Annotated in this window: 21 protein-coding genes; 14 read left to right on the plus strand and 7 right to left on the minus strand. The window is 70.3% G+C overall.

Annotated elements, in window-relative coordinates; all coding sequences use genetic code 11:
• Positions 1-57 precede the first annotated feature (57 nt).
• The 3 genes from E0500_RS18605 to E0500_RS18615 all read right to left on the minus strand — a co-directional run bounded on the left by E0500_RS18605 (position 58) and on the right by E0500_RS18615 (position 4,750).
• Entirely contained in the window at positions 58-1,353 is a 1,296-nt protein-coding gene (locus E0500_RS18605; RefSeq protein WP_165935054.1) for an AI-2E family transporter, read from the minus strand.
• Between the two features lie 80 nt (positions 1,354-1,433).
• The gene (locus E0500_RS18610; protein WP_131565318.1) at positions 1,434-3,488 is read right to left on the minus strand and encodes a TIM-barrel domain-containing protein; all 2,055 of its coding nucleotides are present in this window, start codon (positions 3,486-3,488) and stop codon (positions 1,434-1,436) included.
• 248 nt (positions 3,489-3,736) lie between these two features.
• The gene (locus E0500_RS18615; RefSeq protein WP_131565316.1) at positions 3,737-4,750 is read right to left on the minus strand and encodes a LacI family DNA-binding transcriptional regulator; all 1,014 of its coding nucleotides are present in this window, start codon (positions 4,748-4,750) and stop codon (positions 3,737-3,739) included.
• Between the two features lie 468 nt (positions 4,751-5,218).
• Between E0500_RS18615 and E0500_RS18620 the strand changes: the two genes are divergently transcribed.
• The 3 genes from E0500_RS18620 to secA all read left to right on the plus strand — a co-directional run bounded on the left by E0500_RS18620 (position 5,219) and on the right by secA (position 10,829).
• Positions 5,219-7,168 (plus strand): acyl-CoA dehydrogenase family protein, encoded by a 1,950-nt coding sequence (locus E0500_RS18620; protein WP_131565314.1) that lies wholly within the window; start codon positions 5,219-5,221, stop codon positions 7,166-7,168.
• Positions 7,169-7,309: 141 nt separating this feature from the next.
• Entirely contained in the window at positions 7,310-8,047 is a 738-nt protein-coding gene (locus E0500_RS18625) for a hypothetical protein (RefSeq protein ID WP_131565312.1), read from the plus strand.
• Positions 8,048-8,078: 31 nt separating this feature from the next.
• Entirely contained in the window at positions 8,079-10,829 is a 2,751-nt protein-coding gene (gene secA / locus E0500_RS18630; RefSeq protein WP_131565310.1) for a preprotein translocase subunit SecA, read from the plus strand.
• Positions 10,830-10,844: 15 nt separating this feature from the next.
• On the opposite strand, the gene E0500_RS18635 is transcribed toward secA, so the two are convergent.
• On the minus strand, positions 10,845-11,300 hold the full coding sequence (locus E0500_RS18635; protein WP_131565308.1) for a lamin tail domain-containing protein: 456 nt from the start codon (positions 11,298-11,300) through the stop codon (positions 10,845-10,847).
• 187 nt (positions 11,301-11,487) lie between these two features.
• Between E0500_RS18635 and dxr the strand changes: the two genes are divergently transcribed.
• The 8 genes from dxr (at position 11,488) to E0500_RS18675 (ending at position 20,168) form a co-directional block, all read left to right on the plus strand.
• Complete coding sequence (dxr, locus tag E0500_RS18640; RefSeq protein ID WP_131565306.1) at positions 11,488-12,753, plus strand: 1-deoxy-D-xylulose-5-phosphate reductoisomerase; 1,266 nt, start codon at positions 11,488-11,490, stop codon at positions 12,751-12,753.
• Positions 12,750-14,054 carry an RIP metalloprotease gene (locus E0500_RS18645; protein ID WP_131565304.1) on the plus strand — a complete coding sequence of 435 codons (1,305 nt, stop codon included), beginning with the start codon at positions 12,750-12,752 and terminating at the stop codon, positions 14,052-14,054. Before dxr ends, E0500_RS18645 begins: the two co-directional genes overlap by 4 nt.
• A gap of 151 nt (positions 14,055-14,205) precedes the next feature.
• On the plus strand, positions 14,206-14,619 hold the full coding sequence (locus E0500_RS45430; protein WP_131565332.1) for a recombinase family protein: 414 nt from the start codon (positions 14,206-14,208) through the stop codon (positions 14,617-14,619).
• 32 nt (positions 14,620-14,651) lie between these two features.
• Complete coding sequence (locus tag E0500_RS18655; RefSeq protein WP_258572843.1) at positions 14,652-15,002, plus strand: transposase; 351 nt, start codon at positions 14,652-14,654, stop codon at positions 15,000-15,002.
• 207 nt (positions 15,003-15,209) lie between these two features.
• The gene (gene ispG / locus E0500_RS18660) at positions 15,210-16,367 is read left to right on the plus strand and encodes a flavodoxin-dependent (E)-4-hydroxy-3-methylbut-2-enyl-diphosphate synthase (RefSeq protein ID WP_152864574.1); all 1,158 of its coding nucleotides are present in this window, start codon (positions 15,210-15,212) and stop codon (positions 16,365-16,367) included.
• 393 nt (positions 16,368-16,760) lie between these two features.
• The gene (locus E0500_RS18665) at positions 16,761-17,615 is read left to right on the plus strand and encodes a GNAT family N-acetyltransferase (RefSeq protein ID WP_181587046.1); all 855 of its coding nucleotides are present in this window, start codon (positions 16,761-16,763) and stop codon (positions 17,613-17,615) included.
• A 164-nt stretch (positions 17,616-17,779) separates the two neighbouring features.
• Positions 17,780-18,349 carry a GNAT family N-acetyltransferase gene (locus E0500_RS18670; protein WP_131570576.1) on the plus strand — a complete coding sequence of 190 codons (570 nt, stop codon included), beginning with the start codon at positions 17,780-17,782 and terminating at the stop codon, positions 18,347-18,349.
• A gap of 115 nt (positions 18,350-18,464) precedes the next feature.
• Positions 18,465-20,168: a proline--tRNA ligase gene (locus E0500_RS18675; protein ID WP_131570578.1), complete on the plus strand. Its 1,704-nt coding sequence runs from the start codon at positions 18,465-18,467 to the stop codon at positions 20,166-20,168.
• Between the two features lie 123 nt (positions 20,169-20,291).
• Here the strand turns inward: E0500_RS18675 and E0500_RS18680 are convergent, their stop codons facing one another.
• From E0500_RS18680 to E0500_RS18690, 3 genes are read right to left on the minus strand one after another with little or no spacing between them, the layout of a single operon-like run.
• Positions 20,292-21,206, minus strand: coding sequence for an aminoglycoside phosphotransferase family protein (locus E0500_RS18680; protein ID WP_131570580.1), 915 nt, complete (start codon positions 21,204-21,206; stop codon positions 20,292-20,294).
• A gap of 38 nt (positions 21,207-21,244) precedes the next feature.
• On the minus strand, positions 21,245-21,730 hold the full coding sequence (locus tag E0500_RS18685) for a ferritin-like domain-containing protein (RefSeq protein WP_309505095.1): 486 nt from the start codon (positions 21,728-21,730) through the stop codon (positions 21,245-21,247).
• Positions 21,727-22,260 (minus strand): hypothetical protein, encoded by a 534-nt coding sequence (locus E0500_RS18690; RefSeq protein WP_309505096.1) that lies wholly within the window; start codon positions 22,258-22,260, stop codon positions 21,727-21,729. Before E0500_RS18690 ends, E0500_RS18685 begins: the two co-directional genes overlap by 4 nt.
• Positions 22,261-22,477: 217 nt before the next feature.
• On the opposite strand from E0500_RS18690, the gene rimP reads away from it, so the two are divergent.
• The 3 genes from rimP to E0500_RS18705 all read left to right on the plus strand — a co-directional run bounded on the left by rimP (position 22,478) and on the right by E0500_RS18705 (position 24,396).
• A complete protein-coding gene (gene rimP / locus E0500_RS18695) occupies positions 22,478-22,987 on the plus strand; it encodes a ribosome maturation factor RimP (RefSeq protein ID WP_131570582.1) in 510 nt (169 codons plus the stop codon).
• Between the two features lie 2 nt (positions 22,988-22,989).
• Complete coding sequence (gene nusA / locus E0500_RS18700; protein ID WP_131570584.1) at positions 22,990-23,976, plus strand: transcription termination factor NusA; 987 nt, start codon at positions 22,990-22,992, stop codon at positions 23,974-23,976.
• A 138-nt stretch (positions 23,977-24,114) separates the two neighbouring features.
• Positions 24,115-24,396 (plus strand): YlxR family protein, encoded by a 282-nt coding sequence (locus E0500_RS18705; RefSeq protein WP_131570586.1) that lies wholly within the window; start codon positions 24,115-24,117, stop codon positions 24,394-24,396.
• Positions 24,397-24,443 lie beyond the last annotated feature (47 nt).

Consider the following 24,443-nt stretch of genomic DNA (forward strand, 5'->3'; position numbering starts at 1 on the left):
TCGGCCCGCAGGGCGTGGTGAGGCCGGGCAGCCTTCCCTCGCTCGGCGAGGTCCCGGTCACCGGGCAGTCGAAGGACTCCCGGCCGCCCCGGGCATTCTGACCGCCCCGGGCGTCCTGGCTGTCCTGGCCGTCCTGGCCGTTTCCTCTCCCGCTCCGTCCCCGTACCGGCCCCGCAGCTCCGACAGCACACCGAACGCCGCCGCGGTGAGGGGCACAGAGAGGAGCATGCCGAGGATCCCGGCGATCGAGGCGCCCGCCGTGAGGGCCAGCAGGATCGCCGCCGGGTGCATCTGCACCGTCCGGCTGTGGATCATCGGCTGGAGCACGTTCCCTTCCAGGAGCTGCACCGCCAGGACCACGCCCAGCGCCCACAGCGCCGTCACCAGGCCGCGGTCCGCGAACGCGACCAGGATGGCGACCGCGCCCGAGAGGAAGGCGCCCAGATAGGGGATGTACGCGCCGACGAACACCAGTGCCCCGAGCCCCACGGCGCCCGGCACCTGAAGGATCAGCAGGCCGACCGCGATGCACACGCCGTCGATGAAGGCGATGAGCGTCGTCCCCCGCATGAAGCCCTCGATCGCCTGGAAGGCACGCCGGGCCATGACCTCGACGCTCTCGCCCGAGCCTCGCGGCGCGAACGAGTGCAGTGCGGCGACCGCCCGGTCGGAGTCGCGCAGGAAGAAGAACATGAGCAGCAGCGCCAGAACGGCCATCGCGATGAACTCGCTGACGACGCCGACCCCGCTGAGCACCCCGGAGGCCGCGGTACCGCCGAACTTCGACAGCAGGCCCTTCGCGTTCCTGGCGAGGTCGTCCAGGGACGTTCCCGCCAGGCCGAACTCGTCGCCGAGCGACTCCGCCGCGTTCCGCAGCGAGGAGATGATCTGGTCGCCGGTGTCGATCAGCGCGGCCACGACGACGTACGCGGCCCCGCCCACGACGAGGACCACGGCGGCGCAGGTCAGCCCGGCGGCGACGGACCTGCTGAACTTCATCGCGACCAGCCGCCGGTAGAACGGGCCGAGCAGCGCGGTGCCGAGCAGCGCGAGCAGCACCGGAGTGACGGCGGTCTGGAACGTGATGCACAGCCATACACCCACGGCGAGGACACCGGTGACGAGGAGCGTGAGCGCGCTCCACCCGGCGAGCCGTCGGGCGGGTCCCGGGAGGAAACCGCGGGAGCCGCCCGCGGCCACCGGGCCGGCCGCCCCCGGTATGCCGAGGGGCGCGCCGGTGGTGCGTATCGTCGTCCGCGTCCTGTGCAGGGGCGCTCTGCGTATCGGCCCGTTGTGACGGCCCGGCCGCCCCCCGCGGGTGCCTCGGCGAGGAACTCCCGTACGGCTGTTCATGCTGTCTGTGTCTCTCCGCTCGCGTGGCCGTGGCGCTCCAGCGTAGACCCGGCCCCTGAACGGGGATTGGACGCGGGTGCCTACTCGGCGATCGGCTCGGCGATCGGCAGCCGGGCCCCGTCCCGCAGGAACAGCGGGATGCGGTCCAGCGGGGCGTCGACGGTCACCGGCGCGCCGCCTTCGTACTCCTCACCGGTCCACGCGTCCGTCCAGCGCGCCCCCGCCGGCAGGTACGCCGTCCGGGCGGTCGCACCCGCCGTCAGCACGGGCGCCACCAGCAGGTCGGCGCCGAGGAGGTACGCGTCGTCGACGGACCAGGCCGCCTGGTCCTCGGGGAACTCCAGGAACAGCGGCCGCATCACCGGCAGACCCTCCTCGTGGGCCTCCCGCATGACCTCCAGGACGTACGGCTTCAGGCGCTCGCGCAGCCGCAGGTACATCGCGAGGACCTCGTAGGCCTCCTCACCGTACGACCAGACCTCGTTCGGGCCGCCGGTCATCTCCGGGCCGAGCGGCATGCCCGGCTCGCGGAAGCCGTGCAGGCGCATCAAGGGGGACAGCGCGCCGAACTGGAACCAGCGGACCATCACTTCGCGGTATTCCTTCTCGTCCGGATCGCCGCCGTGGAAGCCGCCGATGTCGGTGTTCCACCACGGGATGCCGGACAGGGCCGTGTTGAGGCCGGCCGCGATCTGGCGGCGCAGGCTCGTGAAGTCCGTGGGGATGTCACCGGACCACAGGGCGGCGCCGTAGCGCTGGCTGCCCGCCCACGCCGAACGGTTGAGGGTGACGATGTCGGTCTCCCCGGCGGCGAGCATGCCCTCGTAGAAGGTGCGGGCGTTCTCGCGCGGGTACATGTTGCCGACCTCCAGGCCCGGACCCGCCCAGTAGCGCAGATTCTCCTGGAAGCCCGGCTTGATCTCCGGTTCGCCTGCGTCCAGCCAGAAGGACGTGATGCCGTACGGCTCCAGGTAGTTGTCGCGCACGCGCGACCAGACGAACTCCCGGGCCTCGGGGTTCGTCGCGTCGTAGAAGGCGACCTGGACGGTGGAGGCGACCTGCTTGTCGGGCCAGTCGGCGTGGGCCACCGGCCCGTACTGGGTGCCGATGAAGTAGCCGCGCTGCTCCATGACCGGGTGGTTCTCCGAGAGCGGGGACACCGACGGCCACACGGACACGACCAGCTTGATCCCGAGCTCGTCCAGCTCCCGCACCATGCCCGCCGGGTCGGGCCACTCGTCCGGGTCGAACTTCCACTCGCCCAGATGCGTCCAGTGGAAGAAGTCGCACACGATCACGTCGATGGGCAGTCCGCGCCGCTTGTACTCCCGTGCCACGGCGAGGAGTTCGTCCTGGGTGCGGTAGCGCAGCTTGCACTGCCAGAAGCCCGCCGCCCACTCGGGCAGCATCGGCGTCCGGCCCGTCACCGCGCTGTAGCGGCGCTGCGCGTCGGCCGGGCCGCCCGCCGTGATCCAGTAGTCGATCTGCCGGGCCGAGTCCGCCACCCAGCGCGTGCCGTTGCCCGCGAGCTCCACCCGGCCGATCGCCGGGTTGTTCCACAGCAGCGTGTAGCCGCGGCTGGAGGTGAGCACGGGGATGCCGACCTCGGCGTTGCGCTGGACCAGGTCGAGGACCAGGCCCTTCTGGTCGAGCCGTCCGTGCTGGTGCTGCCCGAGGCCGTACAGCTTCTCGTCGTCGTACGCGGCGAAGCGCTGCTCCAGGCGGTGGTGGCCGTTGCCGACGGCGGTGTACAGGCGCGGGCCCGGCCACCAGAAGTGGGCACGCTCCTCCGCGAGGAGCTCGGCACCGTTGTCGGTGCGCACGAAGCGGAGCCGGCCCTCGGCGCTGACGTCGACGGTCAGCGCGCCGACGGTCAGCTGCCCGTGGCCGTCCTCGATCTTGACGGTGCTCCCGGTGGCGGGCGGGTCGTCGAGCAGGGCACCCGGCAGCCCGTCGAGGACCGGGCCACCGAGGCGGGCCCGGACCCGGACCGCGTCGGGGCCCCAGGGCTCGATGAGAACGGTCTCCTGGCGGCCGCTCCACTCCAGGGCACCGTCCCGCTCGCGGAACGTGCCGACGGTGGGGGAGGACTGCGCGAGGCTGACCTGGGACTGGTTCTCGGCAGGCTGGTTCATGACGGGTGCTCCTGAAGGAGTGCAGACAGGGGGGCGCCGGCGAGGGGCGGGGCAGGGCCGGCGAACGGGAAGCGCTGATCGAACGGGAGGCACTGATGGAGCGCGAGGCGCTGCTGGAACGGGAGGCGCTGATCGAGCGGGGCGCTGACGGAACGGGAAGGCTTGATCGAACGGAGGTACGGACGGAACGGACGGCGCTGACGGAGCGAGAGGCGCTGATCGAGCGGAGAACGCGGAGAAGTGCGGGGTCAGCCGGCGGACGGCACCGGGCCGGTGCTCGCCCGTACCGTCAACTCCGGTGCGAGCAGCACGACTTCGTCCGTCCCGCGCCCGTCCAGCTTCGCGACCAGGTGCTCCACCGCGTGCCGGCCCATCTCCTGCGCCGGTATGGCGACCGAGGTGAGCCGCACGGACGCCTGGGTGGCGACCTGGTCCGGGCAGACAGCGATCACGGACACGTCCTCGGGCACGGCGCGCCCCTGCTGCCGCAACAGCGCGAGCAGGGGTGCGACCGCGGACTCGTTCTGCACGACGAAGCCCGTGGTGCCCGGGCGCTCGTCGAAGATCCGGGCGAGGGTCACGGCCATCACGTCGTACCCGCCCTCGCAGGGCCGGTGCAGCACGCGCAGCCCCAGCTCCCGCGAGCGGGTCCGCAGCCCGTCGAGCGTGCGCTCGGCGAAACCGGTGTGCCGCTCGTAGACGGCGGGCGCCTCGCCGATGACGGCGATGTCCCGGTGGCCGAGCATGGCCAGATGCTCGGCGCACAGGGCGCCCGTCGCGGTGAAGTCGAGATCGACGCAGGTCAGTCCGGTGGTGTCGGCAGGCAGGCCGATGAGCACCGACGGCTGGCCCGACTGCCGCAGCAACGGCAGCCGCTCGTCGTCGAGCTCCACGTCCATCAGGATCATCGCGTCGGCGAGCCCGCTGCCCGTGACGCGCCGGACCGCGTCGGGGCCCTCCTCGCCGGTGAGCAGCAGCACGTCGTACCCGTGGGTGCGGGCGGTGGTCGCCACCGCTATGGCGATCTCCATCATCACGGGCACGTACATGTCCGTACGGAGCGGGACCATCAGCGCGATGATGTTGGACCTGCTGCTCGCCAGGGCCCGGGCCCCCGCGTTCGGGTGGTAGCCGAGCTCCTGGATGCTCCGCTCGACCCGCTGCCGGGTGCCCGCGGAGATGGACCGCTTGCCGCTGAGGACATAGCTCACCGTGCTCGCCGAGACTCCGGCGTGCTGGGCGACCTCGGCGAGGGTGACCATCCAGCTCTCCAAGCGTGGTGTGAAGCGCTTCGACAGTGCGCGCTGCGGGCAATGACGAGTGAGGACGGCTCGACAGTAGCTTGACGGTGAGTGGGTGTCCATAGGTTGTCGAAGCGCTTCGACACGGACTTTCGGGGATGGGGGCCAAGGGGTCCGGGTGGCGGTCCGGGTGCGCCGGTTCGCCCCGGAGTGCCGCTCCCGGGGCGGGCCCCCTGCCTACCACGAGCGGCCCGTAGGGGCCATGGAGCAGCCCATGGAGCCCTTGGAGCCCATGGGGCAGCGGGGGCGCCCGGCGGTGTCGTCGCGCGCGACCGGCGGCCAAGGGAGGGGCGCATGCCAACGATCCGGCGTTGGGCCGGTCGCTGCGCCAGGACTGGTGAGGGTGACCGGAATCGGGTACATACGATCGAGTAGCACCGGTCAGTAAGGACCTGCCCCAAGATCCCTATTCGCGGCGAGGTGAGCCTCATGTCCGCAGCACCCGCTTCCCCTTCCCCCCGACCCGCTGTGACCGAGCGCGAGGCCCGCCAGGTGGCGGAGGCAGCCCGTGAGCAGGACTGGCGCAAGCCCAGCTTCGCCAAGGAGCTCTTCCTCGGCCGTTTCCGGCTCGACCTGATCCACCCGCACCCGATGCCCGCCGACCAGGACGCGCAGCGCGGCGAGGAGTTCCTCGAAAAGCTGCGCGACTTCTGCGAGACGAAGATCGACTCGTCCGTCATCGAGCGCGACGCACAGATCCCCGACGCCGTCATCGACGGGCTCAAGGAGCTCGGCGCCCTCGGCATGAAGATCGACACGAAGTACGGCGGCCTCGGCCTCACCCAGGTGTACTACAACAAGGCGCTCGCCCTCGTCGGCTCCGCGAGCCCCGCGGTCGGCGCCCTGCTCTCCGCGCATCAGTCGATCGGCGTACCGCAGCCGCTGAAACTGTTCGGTACCCAGGAACAGAAGGACACGTTCCTGCCGCGCTGCGCCCGCACCGACATCTCCGCCTTCCTGCTGACCGAGCCGGACGTGGGCTCGGACCCGGCACGCCTCGCCACGACCGCCGTACCGGACGGGGACGACTACGTCCTCGACGGGGTGAAGCTGTGGACCACCAACGGCGTGGTCGCCGACCTCCTCGTCGTCATGGCCCGCGTACCGAAGTCCGAGGGCCACAAGGGCGGGATCACCGCCTTCGTCGTCGAGGCCGCCTCGGAGGGCATCACCGTCGAGAACCGCAACGCCTTCATGGGCCTGCGCGGCCTGGAGAACGGCGTGACCCGCTTCCACCAGGTCCGCGTCCCGGCAGCGAACCGCATCGGCCCCGAGGGCGCGGGCCTGAAGATCGCCCTCACCACGCTGAACACCGGCCGGCTCTCCCTGCCCGCCATGTGCGTCGGCGCGGGCAAGTGGTGTCTGAAGATCGCCCGTGAGTGGTCGGGTGCCCGCGAGCAGTGGGGCAGGCCGGTCGGACTGCACGAGGCGGTCGGCTCGAAGATCGCCTTCATCGCCGCCACGACCTTCGCGCTGGAGGCGGTCGTGGACCTGTCCTCGCAGATGGCCGACGAGGACCGCAACGACATCCGCATCGAGGCCGCCCTCGCCAAGCTGTACGGCTCCGAGATGGGCTGTCTGATGGCCGACGAACTGGTCCAGATCCGCGGCGGCCGCGGCTTCGAGACCGCAGAGTCGCTGATGGCCCGTGGCGAGCGCGGCGTCCCCGCCGAGCAGATCCTGCGTGACCTGCGCATCAACCGTATCTTCGAGGGCTCCACCGAGATCATGCACCTGCTGATCGCGCGCGAGGCCGTCGACGCCCACCTGTCCGTGGCGGGCGACCTGATCGACCCGGAGAAGTCCCTCTCCGACAAGGCGAAGGCGGGCGCGAACGCCGGCGTGTTCTACGCCAAGTGGCTGCCCAAGCTCGTCGCGGGCGCGGGCCAGCTCCCGCGCGCGTACGGCGACTTCCACCCCGCGGGCCACGTCGACCTCTCCGTCCACCTCCGTCACGTCGAGCGCAGCGCCCGCAAGCTGGCCCGCTCCACCTTCTACGCCATGTCCCGCTGGCAGGGCCGGATGGAGACCAAGCAGGGCTTCCTGGGCCGGATCGTCGACATCGGCGCCGAGCTGTTCGCGATGAGCGCGGCCTGCGTACGTGCCGAGCACCTGCGCACCACCGGCGACCACGGGCGCGAGGCCTACCAGCTCGCCGACGCCTTCTGCCGCCAGTCCCGCGTCCGGGTCGACGAACTCTTCGCCCGCCTGTGGACCAACACCGACGACCTGGACCGCAAGGTCGTCAAGGGGGTGCTGTCGGGCACGTACGAGTGGCTGGAGCAGGGCGTGATCGACCCGTCCGGCGAGGGCCCGTGGATCGCCGACGCGACCCCCGGACCGTCCCGCCGGGAGAACGTCCACCGTCCCATCCGCTGAAGCACCCCGTCGCTGAAGCACCCCGTGTCCCGTCCCTCGATATTCCTCCCAGGAATTCACTGCCGTCCCCGTCGTCATTCCGCTGCTTGCCGCTCGAAAATCTCGCGTCAACAATGGACAGAAGGCGAACGGGGACGACAGATGCGCCATGGAATCGGGGACAGTCACGCAATTTCCGTCCAGCTGACGTATGCCCGGCGCGAGGCCTGGGGGTATCTCCTTCAGACGGATCGCGTACGGGCGCTGCGGGCGGTCCGGGACGAAGTGCTGCCGATGGCCGAGAAGCTGCGCATGGCGGACCCGGAGTCCTTCGAGACCCAACGGGACGCCCTGGCCGTACTGCTCAACGAGTGCGCGCTGGCCGTCGTCGACGAGGAGACGAGGCCGCCCGTGACCGGCTTCGACGCCGTACATGTGCGCAGGATCGATCCGCACGACGTGGACGCGCTGCTGGACGCCGGGCTGCCGGGCGAGCGTCCGGTGATCCAGCAGCTCTTCCGCGGCGCGCTCGACGTGGTCAAGGACCCCGTACTGCGCGAGGTGATCACGGCGAACCAGCAGGGCGTCCGCATTCTCCAGCGGGCGAACCACTGGATCCGGATGCTCACGGACGCCATGGACGCGGACGTCGTGGCTGCGGACGCCATGGACGCGGACGTCGTGGCTGCGGAGGGCATGGGCGCGGAGGTCATGGGCGCGGACGTCGTGGCCGCGGACGTCATGGGCGCGGATGCCATGGGTTCAGAGGCCGTGGGCTCGGACGTCATGGGTGCAGACGCCGCGACTGCGGACACAATGGACGTGGGCGCCACGGAAGACGTCGCGGACGCGGCAGCAGGTAAACCGGAACCCGGGAATTCCCCGGAACGGAACATGTGATTCTTTCTCCTGGTGGTTGGGGGTTCGGACAATGCCCGCTCTCGGACTGGAAACCGTCGCCGGCAAGATCATGCGGGCCGGCGAGGGCAGGACCCTGCGCCGACTGCACCACATCGCCGCACAGGTCGCCTCCATCGAGGAGGACTTCACGGACCTGACCGACGCCGAACTCCGCGCCCTCACCGACGAGTACAAACAGCGGTACGCCGACGGCGAGACCCTCGACGACCTGCTGCCCGAGGCCTTCGCCACCATGCGCGAGGCAGCCCGGCGCACCCTCGGCATGCGTCACTTCGACGTCCAGGTCATGGGCGGCGCCGCCCTCCACCGCGGCAACATCGCCGAGATGCAGACCGGCGAGGGCAAGACCCTGGTCGCCACCCTGCCCGTCTACCTCAACGCCCTCGCCGGCCAGGGCGTCCACCTCGTCACCGTCAACGACTACCTGGCCCAGCGCGACGCCGACTGGATGGGCCGGGCGTACAGGTTCCTCGGCCTGACCGTGGGCGTCATCCGCACCGGCTCGACCCCGGAGGAGCGCCGGGCCGCGTACGACTGCGACATCACCTACGGCACCAACACCGAGTTCGGCTTCGACTACCTGCGCGACAACATGGCCTGGTCGCAGGACGAGCTCGTGCAGCGCGGCCACCACTTCGCGATCGTCGACGAGGCCGACTCGATCCTCATCGACGAGGCCCGCACCCCGCTGATCATCTCCGGCCCCGCCGACCAGGCCCCCCACTGGTACGAGGCCTTCGCCACGCTGGTGCGGCCCATGCAGGGGGTCGAGATCCAGGAGGAGCGCTTCGTCAGGCCCCTGGACAAGGAGCGGCTGCGGGCGCTGCGCGACGAGTACCACTACGAGTACGACCCGAGGAACCGCACCGTTGCCGTGCTGGACCGCGGGGTGGAGTTCATCCAGGACCAGCTCGGCATCGACAGCCTCTACGAGTCCGACCACACCCCGCTGGTCGGCCACCTCAACAACGCCCTGAAGGCCAAGGAACTGTTCCGCCGGGACCACGAGTACGTCGTCGTCGACGGCGAGGTCCTGATCGTCGACGAGCACACGGGCCGCCTCCTCGCCGGCCGCCGCTACAACGAGGGCCTGCACCAGGCGATAGAGGCGAAGGAGGGCGTGCAGGTCAAGGAGGAGAACCAGACCCTCGCGACGATCACCCTGCAGAACTTCTTCCGCCTCTACGAGAAGCTCTCCGGCATGACCGGCACGGCGATGACCGAGGCCGCCGAGTTCCACCAGATCTACAAGCTCGGCGTGGTCCCGATCCCGACCAACCGGCCGATGGTCCGCACGGACCAGCCGGACCTGATCTACCGCACCGAGGACGCCAAGTTCGCCGCGGTGGTCGACGACATAGAGGAGCGGCACGCCCAGGGCCAGCCGGTCCTGGTGGGCACCACCACCGTCGAGGTGTCCGAGGCACTGTCCGGGCTGCTGCGCAGGCGGGGCATCCGGCACGAGGTGCTCAATGCCAAGAACCACCAGCGCGAGGCCCTGATCGTCGCCCAGGCGGGCCGCAGGGGAGCGGTCACCGTGGCCACCAACATGGCCGGTCGCGGCACCGACATCATGCTGGGCGGCAACCCGGAGGCCCTCGCCCTCGCCGAACTCCCCGACGAGGCGGACGAGGCGCAGCGCCAGGCCGTCGTCCGGCGCGTGGCGTCCCAGGTCGCGGCCGAGCGTGACGCGGTCACCGAGCTCGGCGGCCTCTACGTCCTCGGCACCGAGCGGCACGACGCCCGCCGCATCGACAACCAGCTCCGTGGCCGCTCCGGCCGGCAGGGCGACCCCGGCGAGTCCCGCTTCTACCTCTCGCTCCAGGACAACCTCATGCGACTCTTCCAGGCCCAGGTCGTGGACCGGGTGATGGCCGCCGCCAACGTCCCCGACGACGTCCCCATCGAGAACAAGATGGTCACCCGCGCCGTCGCCTCCGCCCAGGCGCAGCTGGAGCGGCAGCACTTCGAGTCCCGCAAGGACGTCCTGAAGTTCGACGAGGTCCTCAACCGTCAGCGCACGCTCATCTACACCGAGCGGCGCCGTGTCCTGGAGGGCCAGGACCTGCGTGAACAACTCCTGCACTTCATGGACGACACCGTCCAGGCGTATGTCGAGTCGGAGACCGCGGACGGCTTCCCCGAGGAGTGGCACCTGGACCGGCTCTGGACCGCCGTCGAACAGCTGTACCCCGTGCGGGTCACCCTGGACGACCTGGACGAGGAGTTCGGCGGCCGTGCCGGCCTCACCGCCCAGCACATCGTGGACGCGCTCACCGAGGACATCCACGCCCGCTACGCGGAGCGCGAGGCGGAACTCGGCGAGGACGTGCTGCGTGTGCTGGAGCGCCGGGTGATGCTCTCCGTCCTGGACCGCAAGTGGCGCGAGCACCTCTACGAGATGGACTACCTCCGCGACGGCATCGGCCTGCGCTTCACCCTCGGCCGCGAACCGATCATCGAGTACGAGCGTGAGGGCTTCGACATGTTCGTCGCCATGACCGACGCCATCAAGGAGGAGTCCGTCGGCTACGTCTTCAACCTCGACCCCACCGCCGGCGGCCTCACCCCCGGCCCTCAGGACTCCCTCCACTTCACCGCCCCGACCATGGACACGGTGGAGGGAGTCGTCGAGGGCGACTTCACCCCGGTGGACGCGATGCCGGACGGCTCCGGGGAGGCGGGTCCCCCGCAGGGCGCGGCCCGCCCGGCGAGGGCGAGGACACGGCAGTCCCGCGCGAAGCGGCGCCGCAAGAGGTAGGCGGTAGGGGACGGATCAGCAGTACTTGTCGCTGGGGTCCCGCGTCGTCCATGAGCACGAGTCGGCCCTGGTGCCGTTCGCCTTGGTCAGCGTGGCCGTGTCGCTGGTGTTGTTCCAGACGTACGCGCGCCGGTTCTGGTACTTGTTCGCCGCGGTGTCCGAGCCACGGCCGGTGCGTACCTTCATCGTCCTGCCCGCGCCGATCTTCACGTCCCGGAAGGTGTACTTGTGGTTCGACGCGTCCTTCAGCACCCAGTTCCTCAGCGGGATCGCCGATGAACTCGTGTTCTTGATCTGCACCCACTCGGCGTTGAGGCTCGTGTTCGAGCGGTCGTCCGTGCCGGGACTGTCGAAGTACACACGGTGGATGACCACCCCGCCGGCGGCCTCGGCCGGCGTGCTCAGCAGTGTCCCGGTCAGAGCCACCGCTCCGGCGAGCGCGGGCAGCGCGGCGCGTATCCCTCTGCGCATGGAGAATCCCCCCAGATGTCGTCCTGCCGACCGGCCGTACGCCGATCAGAACAGCAGTGATATCACCTCACCTTCACACGTGCTTCACAAACGGCTATATGCCTCTGTCGGATGACACATGGTGCTAAGGGAGCCGGCAGCCCGACGCGCTGTCCGGCCGGGCGCCGTGTGCGGCCACAATGGGGGGATGACCGACAGTCCAGCCCCTCTCGCCGATCCGCATCTCGTCTTCGACCCCGTCGCCGGGGTCCGGGATGTCGTCGTCCTCGGATCGACCGGTTCGATCGGCACCCAGGCCATCGACCTCGTCCTGCGCAACCCGGACAGGTTCCGTGTCACCGGGCTCCTGGCCGCCGGAGGGAGGGTGGGGCTGCTGGCCGAGCAGGCGTACCGGCTACGGGTCCGGACGGTCGGCGTCGCCCGCGAGGACGCCGTCCCCGCGCTGAAGGAGGCCCTGAGGGGCCAGTACGGCACCGAGCCGCTCCCCGAGATCCTCGCGGGCCCGGACGCCGCCACCCAGCTCGCCGCCTCCGACTGTCACACCGTGCTCAACGGCATCACCGGCTCCATCGGCCTCGCACCCACCCTGGCCGCCCTGGAGGCGGGCCGCACGCTCGCGCTCGCCAACAAGGAGTCGCTCATCGTCGGCGGCCCGCTGGTGAAGGCGCTGGCCAGGCCGGGCCAGATCATCCCGGTCGACTCCGAGCACGCAGCCCTGTTCCAGGCCCTCGCCGCCGGCACCCGGGCCGATGTGCGCAAGCTGGTCGTCACCGCCTCCGGGGGCCCGTTCCGGGGCCGTACCAAGGCGGAGCTGGCGAACGTCACCCCGGCGGACGCCCTCGCGCACCCGACCTGGGCCATGGGACCGGTGATCACCGTGAACTCGGCGACGCTCGTCAACAAGGGCCTCGAAGTCATCGAGGCACACCTGCTGTACGACATTCCCTTCGAACGCATTGAGGTGGTCGTGCATCCGCAGTCGTATGTCCACTCGATGGTTGAGTTCACGGACGGATCAACACTGGCCCAGGCGACGCCCCCCGACATGCGCGGGCCCATCGCCATCGGCCTCGGCTGGCCGGAGCGCGTCCCCGACGCCGCCCCCGCCTTCGACTGGACCAAGGCGTCCACCTGGGAGTTCTTCCCCCTCGACACTGACGCGTTCCCCTCTGTCGGGCTCGCCCGCCACGTCGGACAGCTCGCGGGCACGGCCCCGGCGGTGTTCAATGCCGCCAACGAGGAATGTGTCGACGCGTTCCTGAACGGCACCCTGCCGTTCAACGCGATCATGGAGACGGTCACCCGGGTCGTCGAGGAACACGGCGTACCCGGAACGGGAACTTCCCTGACCGTGGCGGACGTCCTCGAAGCCGAGACCTGGGCGCGTGCCCGGGCCCGGGAACTGACCAAGGCCACCTCGACCGAGCGGACCACCGCGGAGGCGCGTGCATGACCACCCTGATGACGATTCTCGGCATAGTCGTCTTCGTGATCGGCCTGGGGATCTCGATCGCGTGGCACGAGCTGGGCCACCTGTCGTTCGCCAAGCTCTTCGGCATCCGCGTGCCCCAGTACATGGTGGGCTTCGGCCCCACCCTCTGGTCGCGCCACCGGGGCGAGACGGAGTACGGCATCAAGGCGATCCCGCTCGGCGGCTACATCCGCATGATCGGCATGTTCCCGCCCGGCAAGGACGGCCGCATAGAGGCCCGCTCGACGTCGCCGTTCCGCGGGATGATCGAGGACGCCCGCGCGGCCGCCTACGAGGAGCTCAAGCCCGGGGACGAGAACCGCCTCTTCTACACGCGCAAGCCCTGGAAGCGCGTCATCGTGATGTTCGCGGGCCCGTTCGCCAACCTGATCCTCGCCGTCGTGATCTTCGTCGGCGTGATGATGACGTTCGGCACCAACATGCAGACCACCACGGTCGGCAAGGTCTCGGACTGCGTCATCCAGGCCAGCGCGAACCGCTCGACCTGCGAGAAGGGCGACCAGGCCGCCCCCGCCAAGGCGGCCGGCCTCAAGGCGAAGGACAAGATCGTCGCCTTCAACGGCGTCCCCGTGAAGGAGTGGTCCACCCTCCAGGAGGACATCCGCGCCAACCCCGGCAAGGACGTCACCCTCACCGTCGAGCGCGACGGCAGGCAGCTCGACCTCACCGCCACCCTCATAAAGAACCAGGTCAGCAAGACCGACGGCAACGGCGGCTACGTCCAGGGCCAGTACGTGACCGCCGGCTTCCTCGGCTTCACACCCGCCAGCGGCATCGTCCCGCAGACGTTCCCGCAGTCCGTGGACCGCATGGGCGACATGATGCAGAACGGCGTGGAGTCGCTGATCTCCCTGCCCGCCAAGATCCCCGCCCTGTGGGACGCGGCCTTCGGTGACGGCCCGCGCGAGGCCGACTCGCCCATGGGTGTGGTCGGCGCGGCCCGCGTCGGCGGCGAGATCGCCACGATGGACATTCCGGCCACCCAGCGGCTCGCCACGTTCCTGATGCTGGTGGCGGGCTTCAACCTCTCGCTCTTCCTGTTCAACATGCTCCCGCTGCTCCCGCTCGACGGCGGGCACATCGCGGGGGCCCTGTGGGAGGCACTGCGCCGCAACGTGGCGAAGGTGCTGCGCCGCCCCGACCCGGGCCCGTTCGACGTGGCGAAGCTGATGCCGGTGGCTTATGTGGTGGCCGGGGTGTTTGTATGCTTTACGATCTTGGTCCTAATCGCGGATGTCGTTAACCCGGTCAGGATCAGCTAACAAACAGACTTTTTCTGTCGCGAGGACGGTAAGTCGCACTCTTCGCTCGTGTAACTCACACGAGCGAAGAGTGCGACTTTTTCGCATACCACAGACGCGGACTTCGTACGTTCTTGCTGTTTATGGGTGACCCCAGCGGTGCGCCAACACCCTGGGGTCTGGCCAGTCTGGCGGGCGCACCCTCACGGACCTCGCGGAGGAGCTGAACGGCCGCGGAATCCTCACTCGGAGCGGTAAGCGCTGGACACGCGTGAACCTTCACCGACGCTTGCAGAGCGCGGCATTTCTCGGAGAAGCGGTGTTTCGTCGTCCTGATCAGCAATGGGGCGGCCATTGCACCAGGCTCGGAAGTGACGGACGTCCCCTGCATGGCGCCACTGCGGTGATCCCGTTGCCTCCGATTCTCTCGGCGGACCGGATACGCCTACCCGCTCACGGGACGAATCCATGGGCTCTGCGGGCGTCCCAACGTTGGATGTTTCCGCAGCAAAGACGGAGTACGGACGTATCGCTGTTCAGGATGGGACACAGCGGTCCCCTGCGGTTGTGTCTTCCTGCCCGCTGATTACGTGGAGGAGCAGGTGGCGAGGCACGTCAATGATCTGCTGGCCTCGATCCCGCCGCACAGCGGGCCGTTGCTGCCGCATCGAGGAATTGCTCCGCTCCACGCATCCTGCGCACCACTTTCGGTCACCGCTGGACCTGCGAGCAGCCCTTATGGGGATGCTGCACCGCTTGCGTACCGGAATTCACTGGCGCGACCTTCCGGAGAAGTTCGGAGCGCCGAACAAGGTCCGGTGCCGACAAGGCACCTGGCTGACCAACGGCGTCTGGGACGACATCGTGAAGCTCCTCAACAAGGAGGGCAAGGGCACGCGGGTGGCCGGATACGAGGCCGCCCCAACGCTGGTCATCCACACGGATCTCGACGTCGGGACCCTCTTCTGAGCGTTCTGCCACAGGCCGGGCATGGTGATCAACCACGGAGCCTGTCCTCCGGATCCCGCACCCCGCCCGGCCTGCCCCCATTGCATGCCATGGGGCGGATCGTCAGGCAGCCGTGTGCTTCGGTTCAGGTCCGTGCCGTAATCTCGGCCCTGGAGCCCGCTGCTCACGGGACCGGATCCTGATCCACAACTTGGGGTTGCACAGCAGATGACTGCGATTTCTCTCGGCATGCCGTCCGTTCCGACCAAGCTCGCCGAGCGCCGGAAGAGCCGGCAGATCATGGTCGGGTCCGTGGCAGTGGGCGGAGACGCGCCGGTATCGGTGCAGTCGATGACCACGACGCGTACGTCGGACATCGGCGCCACGCTGCAGCAGATCGCGGAGCTCACCGCGTCCGGCTGCCAGATCGTGCGGGTGGCCTGCCCGACGCAGGACGACGCGGACGCGCTCGCCACGATCGCGCGGAAGTCGCAGATCCCGGTGATCGCGGACATCCACTTCCAGCCGAAGTACGTGTTCGCGGCGATCGAGGCGGGCTGTGCGGCGGTCCGGGTCAACCCGGGCAACATCAAGCAGTTCGACGACAAGGTCAAGGAGATCGCGCGGGCCGCGAAGGAGCACGGCACGCCGATCCGTATCGGTGTCAACGCGGGCTCGCTGGACCGGCGGCTGCTGCAGAAGTACGGTAAGGCGACCCCGGAGGCCCTGGTCGAGTCGGCTCTCTGGGAGGCGTCGCTCTTCGAGGAGCACGACTTCCGGGACATCAAGATCTCGGTCAAGCACAACGACCCGGTGGTGATGGTCAACGCCTACCGGCAGCTCGCGGCCCAGTGCGAATACCCCCTCCACCTGGGTGTGACGGAGGCCGGCCCGGCGTTCCAGGGCACCATCAAGTCCGCCGTGGCCTTCGGGGCGCTGCTCGCCGAGGGCATCGGCGACACGATCCGCGTCTCCCTCTCGGCCCCTCCGGTGGAGGAGGTCAAGGTGGGCAACCAGATCCTCGAATCCCTGAACCTCCGTCAGCGCGGCCTGGAGATCGTCTCCTGCCCGTCGTGCGGGCGTGCCCAGGTCGACGTCTACAAGCTCGCCGAGGAAGTGACCGCGGGCCTCACCGGCATGGAGGTCCCCCTCCGGGTGGCCGTCATGGGCTGCGTCGTGAACGGCCCCGGCGAGGCCCGCGAAGCCGACCTCGGCGTCGCGTCCGGCAACGGCAAGGGCCAGATCTTCGTCAAGGGCGAGGTCATCAAGACGGTCCCCGAGTCGAAGATCGTCGAGACCTTGATCGAGGAGGCGATGAAGATCGCCGAGGAAATGGAGAAGGCCGGCGTCATGTCGGGCGAGCCGTCGGTGTCGGTGGCGGGCTGAGCTCCGCTTGCGACCGGGTTGGTTGCGCCCCGGTCGACTCTGCCCGTCCCGTCCCTGGGGGCTGCCGCCCCCAGCCTCCGCTGTCGGCCTGAACGGCCTCGTCCTCGCACGTTCCGGCCCCTCCGGCGTTTGAGGCGCGGGGGTCCGGGGGCCGGCCCCCGAAACGGGCTCCGCCCCCTCGGCGGGGTCGAAGGGGCGGAGCCCCTGGGGATGGGACGGGTAGGGGCGGCGGGGGCGAGGAACCCCCGACGACCGGCCGCACGGCATCACAGAAGCCACCCGCCCCCACCCCCGTACCGTCCCGCCCGGCGGGCAACCTCATCGAGGCGGCGCGCCGCAAATTCGCCGGGTACAGTGCGGAGATCAGCAGTCCCCAGGGTGAGGCCCCCGCACGTGTTGACCCAGACGACCACCAGGGTCCTCGAACCGAGTGACCTGGACGCCGCACTCGCCGTCCTAGACCGCGAGCCCGTCGCGAACGCCTTCGTGACGTCGCGGGTACAGGTCGCCGGCCTGGACCCCTGGCGCCTGGGCGGCGAGATGTGGGGCTGGTACGAGGACGGCATGCTCACCAGCCTCTGCTACGCGGGCGCCAACCTCGTCCCCATCTGCGCCACCCCCCGCGCCGTACGCGCCTTCGCCGACCGAGCCCGCCGCGCGGGCCGCCGCTGCTCCTCCATCGTCGGCCCCGCCGAACCCACCGCCCAGCTCTGGCGCCTTCTCGAACCCAGCTGGGGCCCTGCCCGCGAGGTCCGCGCCCACCAGCCGCTCATGGTCACCGACCGGCTCCCCGCCGCCCACGTCGTCGCCCCGGACCCGTGCGTCCGCCGCATCCGCAAGGACGAGATGGAGACGATCATGCCGGCGTGCGTGGCGATGTTCACCGAGGAGGTCGGAGTATCGCCTCTCGCCGGGGACGGGGGGCTCCTCTACCAGGCCCGCGTCGCCGAACTCGTCGGCTCCGGTCGCTCGTTCGCCCGCCTCGACGCGAGCGGAAGGGTCGTCTTCAAGGCGGAGATCGGCGCGGCCACCCACCAGGCCTGCCAGATCCAGGGCGTCTGGGTCGCCCCCGAGTACCGCGGCCGGGGCCTCGCCGCCCCCGCCATGGCCGCCGTACTGCGCTACGCCCTCACGGACGTGGCTCCCGTGGCGAGCCTGTACGTCAACGACTTCAACACCGCGGCCCGGCGCACGTACCAAAGAGTGGGCTTCCAAGAGATCGGCGCCTTCATGAGCGTGCTGTTCTGAGCGGGCGCGCGTACGCACGAACGACGAGCACCCACGCACGACGCGCAGCCACTGACGCGACGAGCACCCACGAACGACGAGTAACCACGAACACCATGTGGTTGACCGAGAACCGTCAGTCCCCACCGCCCAACCCGACGCAGCGCCCCGGTAGTCTCCCCGACATGCTGCGCTTTCCCGGTCAGGGCCCCCGCAACCCCGGCGACGTGGTCATCGGCCCGCTGGATCTCGCCGCGCGCGTGGACGAGGCCCTCGCCGTCCAGGCCGTGGCCTTCGGGCTCGGCGCCGACGAGGTCACCGTCCGCCGGCAGATCGTCCTGCGGCACCTCACCTACCCGGGAGCCCACGCGCTCGGCGCCACCACCCCCCACAACCGGCTCGTGGGCTTCGTCTACGGCATGCCCAACAACCGTGCGCACTGGTGGTCCACCGTCGTCGAACCGTATCTGCGCGCCCGAGGCCACGACGGCTGGCTCGACGACTCCTTCGTGATCACCGAACTGCACGTCCACCCGCACTACCAGAACCACGGCATCGGCCGGTCCCTGATCACCACCATCACCGATGGCGTTGCCGAACCCCGCTCGATCCTCTCCGCGATCGACACCGACAGCCCGGCCCGCGGCCTGTACCGCTCCCTCGGCTACGAGGACCTGGCCCGCCAGGTGCTGTTCCCGAGCGCCCCGAAGCCGTACGCGGTGATGGGCGCCCCACTGCCCCTGCGCCGCCACTGAGCGACCCCGGGGCCCTGGGACTCCGAGGCCCTGCGGCTCTGGTCAATTTCCACCGGGAAGCACCGCACGGCTAACCTCCTTGCCATCACCCTTACGCAGCAGGAGTACGAGAATCATGGCGAACGCACCGGTGCAGCGCATGTCCCAGTTGCTGGCGAAGACGTTGCGCGACGACCCCGCGGACGCCGAGGTCCTCAGCCACAAGCTGCTGGTCCGCGCGGGCTACGTCCGCCGCACCGCCGCCGGCGTGTGGACCTGGCTGCCGCTCGGCAAGAAGGTCCTCGCCAACGTGGAGCGGATCGTCCGCGAGGAGATGGACGCGATCGGCGCCCAGGAGGTGCTGCTGCCCGCGCTGCTGCCGCGTGAGCCGTACGAGGCGACCGGCCGCTGGGACGAGTACGGCCCCGAGCTGTTCCGCCTGAAGGACCGCAAGGGCGGCGACTACCTCCTCGGCCCCACCCACGAGGAGATCTTCACGCTGATCGTGAAGGACCAGGCGTCCTCCTACAAGGACCTGCCGGTCATCCTCTACCAGATCCAGACGAAGTTCCGGGACGAGGCCCGCCCGCGCGCCGGCATCCTGCGCGGCCGCGAGTTCCTGATGAAGGACTCGTACTCCTTCGACCTCGCGGACGAGGGCCTCGCCCAGTCCTACGAGGCGCACCGCCAGGCCTACCAGAGGGTCTTCGAGCGCCTCGGCCTCGACTACCGCATCTGCGCCGCCACCGCCGGCGCCATGGGCGGCTCCAAGTCGGAGGAGTTCCTCGCCCCGGCCGCCGCCGGCGAGGACACCTTCGCGGACTGCCCTGCTTGCGACTTCGCGGCCAACACCGAGGCGATCACGTACGAGTTGAAGCCGGTGGACGCGGCGGACGTGCCGGCCGCCGAGGAGATCCCGACCCCGGACACCCCGACCATCGAGACCCTCGCCGCCTCGCTCGGCGTCCCGGCCTCCGCCACCCTGAAGAACCTCCTCGTCAAGGTCGACGGCGAGATCGTCGCCGTCGGCGTTCCCGGCGACCGCGAGGTCGACATGGACAAGGTCGAGGCACACTTCTCCCCGGCGGTCGTCGAACTGGTGACGGCGGAGGACTTCGTGGGCCGGCCGGACCTCGTCCGCGGCTACGTCGGTCCGCAGGGCCTGGGTGACAAGGTCACCTACATCGCCGACCCTCGCGTGGCACCCGGCACGGCCTGGATCACCGGCGCCAACAAGGAGCACACGCACGCGAAGAACGTCGTCGCGGGCCGTGACTTCGAGGTCGACGCGTACGTCGACGTCGTGGTCGTCGAGGAGGGCGACCCGTGCCCCAACTGCGGCACCGGCCTCAAGCTGGACCGCGCCATCGAGATCGGCCACATCTTCCAGCTCGGCCGCAAGTACGCCGACGCCCTCAAGCTCGACGTCCTCGGCCAGAACGGCAAGCCTGTCCGCGTCACCATGGGCTCGTACGGCATCGGCGTCTCGCGTGCCGTGGCGGCGCTGGCCGAGCAGAGTGCCGACGATCAGGGCCTGTGCTGGCCGCGGGAGGTCGCCCCGGCCGATGTCCACGTGGTCGCCGCGGGCAAGGCGCTGCAGACCGAGCTGGCCCTCGACGTCTCCGAGAAGCTGCGCGCCGCCGGTCTGCGCGTCCTCGTGGACGACCGGGCCGGGGTCTCCCCGGGCGTGAAGTTCACCGACGCCGAACTCATCGGCGTCCCGCAGATCCTGGTGGCCGGCCGCCGCTCCGCCGAGGGCGTGCTGGAGCTCAAGGACAGGAAGACCGGTGAGCGTGAGGAGCTGACCGTGGACGAGGCCATCGCGCGCCTGACGGCGTGACGGCGTAACAGCGCCCGGCGGAAGGCCGGTTGGAGACGCGCTACCAGAGCGGCCTCCAGCCGGCCTCGGCCTACGACGATCAGGGGCAGCACTCAGCGCCGCACCCGTACCCGTCCGGGCACCTCACAACCACCCCGCGAACTCCAGCAACAACTCCGCGTCCCGGGGCCGCCCCACCCGGCGGGCCCGCAGCCCCGACTCCACCGACCGGAACAGCGCCCACCCCCGCAGCCGCTCCTGGTCCACGTCCAGGGACTCGGCGAGCCGTTTCACCCGGCGCCGGGTGGTCGCCGCCCCGGAGGGCGAGGCGATCACGTCCTCCACGCGGTCCCGGACCAGCCGGGCCAGGTCGAACGCGCACTCGCCGACCACCGGATCGGGCCCGACGGCCAACCAGGGCATCCGCTCACCGGCGAGCACCTTGCTCTGCCGGAAGGTCCCGTGCAGCAGCAGTTCCTCGGGCGGTGAGGCGAGCAACTCGTCCCGCGCGGCGAGCGCGGCGGCGACCAGCGGCGCGACGTCCTCGTCGGCGGCGTCGGCCCGCATCGCCTCGGCCTGCCGTCCCGTCCGCTCGGCCACCGTCTCGAAGAGGCGCCCGTCACCGTCCGGCGGCTCGACCCACAGCCGCCGCAGCACCCCCGTCGCCTCCAACAGCGCCTTGGCCTCGGGCAGCGACCGCACGGACAGGTCGGGGTGCAGCCGCTCCAGCAGCAGCACGCCCGGTGTGTCGCCGGGGTTGAGGAGCCGTACCGCGCCCCGCCCGTCCCAGTGGCCGAGGGCCGCCCGCTCGCTCTCGGGCCGGGCCCGGTGCGGCGCCAGCTTCAGCACGGCGGGCGTTCCGTCGAACTGCCGCACCAGCAGCACCAGGCTGCTGCGCCCTCCGGGAGCCTGCACCCGTTCGACGGTCAACTCGCGTAGCGCGACGGCCTCTTGTACCAGATCGGGTAGCTTGTCCAGCCAGTCGCCGGCCCCGTCGGCCCCGCCCAGCCGCGCCTCGGTGAGTGCCCGCACGAGGCGCTGCGGAGGTTCGAAAGGCATGCGAGCCATGTGCGAGTCGTTCCCTTCCCAGGTCGCGTTCAGGTGTGCGGTGCCGCCGACGGGGTCCGCGTGGCCGCCCGCTCGGTGAGACCAGGGAAGGCTACGCTGCCGCCCCGCCACCGGACCGCCCGCACCGCCGCCTCCCGGAGCGCCCGAGCGGCCGCCATCCTCCGGTCGCCCTCACTGGCCCGTACGAGGTCGGAGTACACGCCGGCCACCCGCTCCTCCAGCTCGACGGCGAGCCGTGCGGCGGAGTCGGGGTCCCCCACGGGGAAGCGCAGCGTGTACGCCGCGTCCGCGGCCACCGGTTTGCCGCCCAGGTCCCGTATGACGCGGGCGAGTTCGTCGCGCCGGGCGCGGTGGGCGTCGTAGCCCTCCCTGGCCTCCTCCCGCCTGGCCTCACCGATGTTCCCGCCGACGACCCCGTACCCGTACACGGCGGCGTGCTCGGCCCCGAGCGCGGCCTGCAGCGCCTTGAGCTCGTCGGCCTTCGAAGGCCCGCCCGCGCCGGCGATCCGTCTCACTTCGTACCTTCCGTCAGCAGAAACGCGTGTCCGGCCCCGGCCGCGGCCACGGACGCCATCATCCGGGCGAGTTCGCCCGGCACCTCCAGGAGTGCCTTCGTGCGGCGGTCCGCGAGCTGCTTCTCGTGCCTGGCCAGTTCGGCGAGCGCGGACTTCTCGTCGGCGGGAACGGGGGAGGGGCTCGCCGAGCGCGACGCCGGCGCGGACGGCGACTTCGAGGCCGACGGTGTCGCCGACGCGCCGCCCCCGAACGCCTCCGCGTGCCGGACGACCTCCGCCCGCAGCGGCTCCAACAGCCCCGCCAGCGCCGGGTGCGCGGCGAGCACGGCGGTGTACCGCTCGGCAAGTGCCTCGCTGTCGCGCGCCACGCGCGCGCGTGCCCGGTCGGCGGCCGAACGGCTGTCCACGGTGGTGGCCGACTCGGAGCCGGGCGAGCAGCCCACGAGCAGAACCGCGCCCGCGGCCCCGGCGAGCAGGCTCCTTCTGTGCGGCCCGGCAGACGGGTTGCGCGACGGCAGGGTGAACGGCACGGCAGACGTCCTCGGGAGGGTCGTAAGGGTCCTACGAACGGAAAAGCGGTTTAGTCCGTGATCACGGTACCCGCGCACCGGCGCACTATCCGTCACCGGCGCCGTGGAGCCAGTGTCAGGCGCCCCCAGTGGACGGCAACACACCTCGGGAACCGATACCCTTTGACCTGACACGCGACGTCCCCACAACAGCACACGCGGCCGAGGAGTCACCCGGATGAGCACCACCCAGAGCGAGAGGCTGCGAGAACTGCTGGAACCGCTCGTACGCTCCCAGGGCCTGGATCTCGAAGAGATCGCCGTGGACTCGGTCGGACGCAAGCGTGTGCTCCGCGTCGTCGTCGACTCCGACTCGGGCGCCGATCTGGACGCCGTGGCCGATGTGAGCCGCGCGCTCTCGGCGAAGCTCGACGAGACGGACGCGATGGGCCAGGGGACGTACGACCTGGAGGTCGGCACCCCCGGTGCCGAGCGCGCCCTCACCGAGCACCGGCACTATGTGCGTGCCACGGACCGCCTGGTGAGGTTCCAGCTCCTCGAGGGCGGCGACCTGGTCGCGCGAATCCTCACCGTGGACGAGGACGGCCTCGACGTCGAAGTCCCCGGAGTCAAGGGCCGCAAGGCCACCGCCCGCCGGCTCGCCTTCGCCGACATCGCGAAGGCGCGCGTCCAGGTGGAGTTCAACCGCAAGGAACAGAAGGACATGAAGGAAGAGGAGGAGGCGTAGCCGTGGACATCGACATGAGTGCCCTGCGGGGCTTGGTGCGGGAGAAGGAGATCTCCTTCGACCTGCTGGTCGAGGCGATCGAGTCGGCCCTCCTCATCGCCTACCACCGCACCGAGGGAAGCCGCCGCCACGCGCGCGTGGAGCTCAACCGGGAGACCGGCCATGTGACCGTGTGGGCGAAGGAGGACCCCGAGGACCTGTCGGAGGGGCAGGAGCCGCGCGAGTTCGACGACACCCCGTCGGGCTTCGGGCGTATCGCCGCCACCACCGCCAAGCAGGTCATCCTGCAGCGCCTGAGGGACGCGGAGGACGACGCGACGCTCGGCGAGTACGCGGGCCGCGAGGGCGACATCGTCACCGGTGTCGTCCAGCAGGGCCGCGACCCGAAGAACGTCCTCGTCGACATCGGCAAGCTGGAGGCCATCCTGCCGGTGCAGGAACAGGTCCCCGGGGAGACGTACCAGCACGGCATGCGGCTTCGGTCGTACGTCGTCCGGGTGGCGAAGGGGGTCCGCGGTCCGTCCGTCACCCTTTCCCGCACGCACCCCAATCTGGTGAAGAAACTCTTCGCGCTCGAAGTACCGGAGATCGCCGACGGGTCGGTCGAGATCGCCGCCATCGCCCGTGAGGCCGGTCACCGGACGAAGATCGCGGTCCGGTCCACGCGCAGCGGGCTGAACGCCAAGGGCGCCTGCATCGGCCCCATGGGCGGCCGCGTGCGCAACGTCATGGGTGAGCTGAACGGCGAGAAGATCGACATCGTCGACTGGTCGGACGACCCGGCCGAGATGGTGGCGAACGCGCTGTCGCCGGCCCGGGTCTCCAAGGTCGAGGTCGTCGACATGGCGGCCCGCTCCGCACGGGTGACGGTCCCGGACTACCAGCTGTCCCTGGCGATCGGCAAGGAGGGGCAGAACGCCCGCCTCGCGGCCCGGCTGACCGGCTGGCGGATCGACATCCGGCCGGACACGGAGCAGCCGACCGAGTAGCCGACCGAGTAGTGCTCCCCGGGGTACTTCCCGGGGAGCGGGGAATAGATCCAAGCCGCAGGTCGGTTGGATCACGACAACAGCCGTTCGATCCTTGCCCCGAAGGGGTGAGGTCGGTGCGGGGAGGTAGACTTAGGGGTGTCTGGCCGGACGCGTGCCCGCGCATGCCCTGAGCGCACCTGTGTGGGGTGCCGGGAGCGAGCGGCCAAGAACGATCTGTTGCGGATCGTGGCGATCGAGGAACAGTGCGTTCCCGATCCTCGCGGTACGCTGCCCGGCCGGGGTGCCTACGTACACCCGGCCCCGGTCTGTCTTGACCAGGCGGTACGCCGCCGGGCGTTCCCGAGGGCGCTGCGCGTCCCGGGTCCGCTCGACATAAAGGCGTTGCGCCGTTACGTCGAGCAGCCAGACAGTTGCTGAGCACCGGTTGTGCTGAGCATGCAACACCGTAAGACGTGTCGTACGGA

Origin of the sequence: Streptomyces sp. KM273126, assembly GCF_004337435.2 — a bacterium.
Lineage (GTDB): Bacteria > Actinomycetota > Actinomycetes > Streptomycetales > Streptomycetaceae > Streptomyces > Streptomyces acidicola.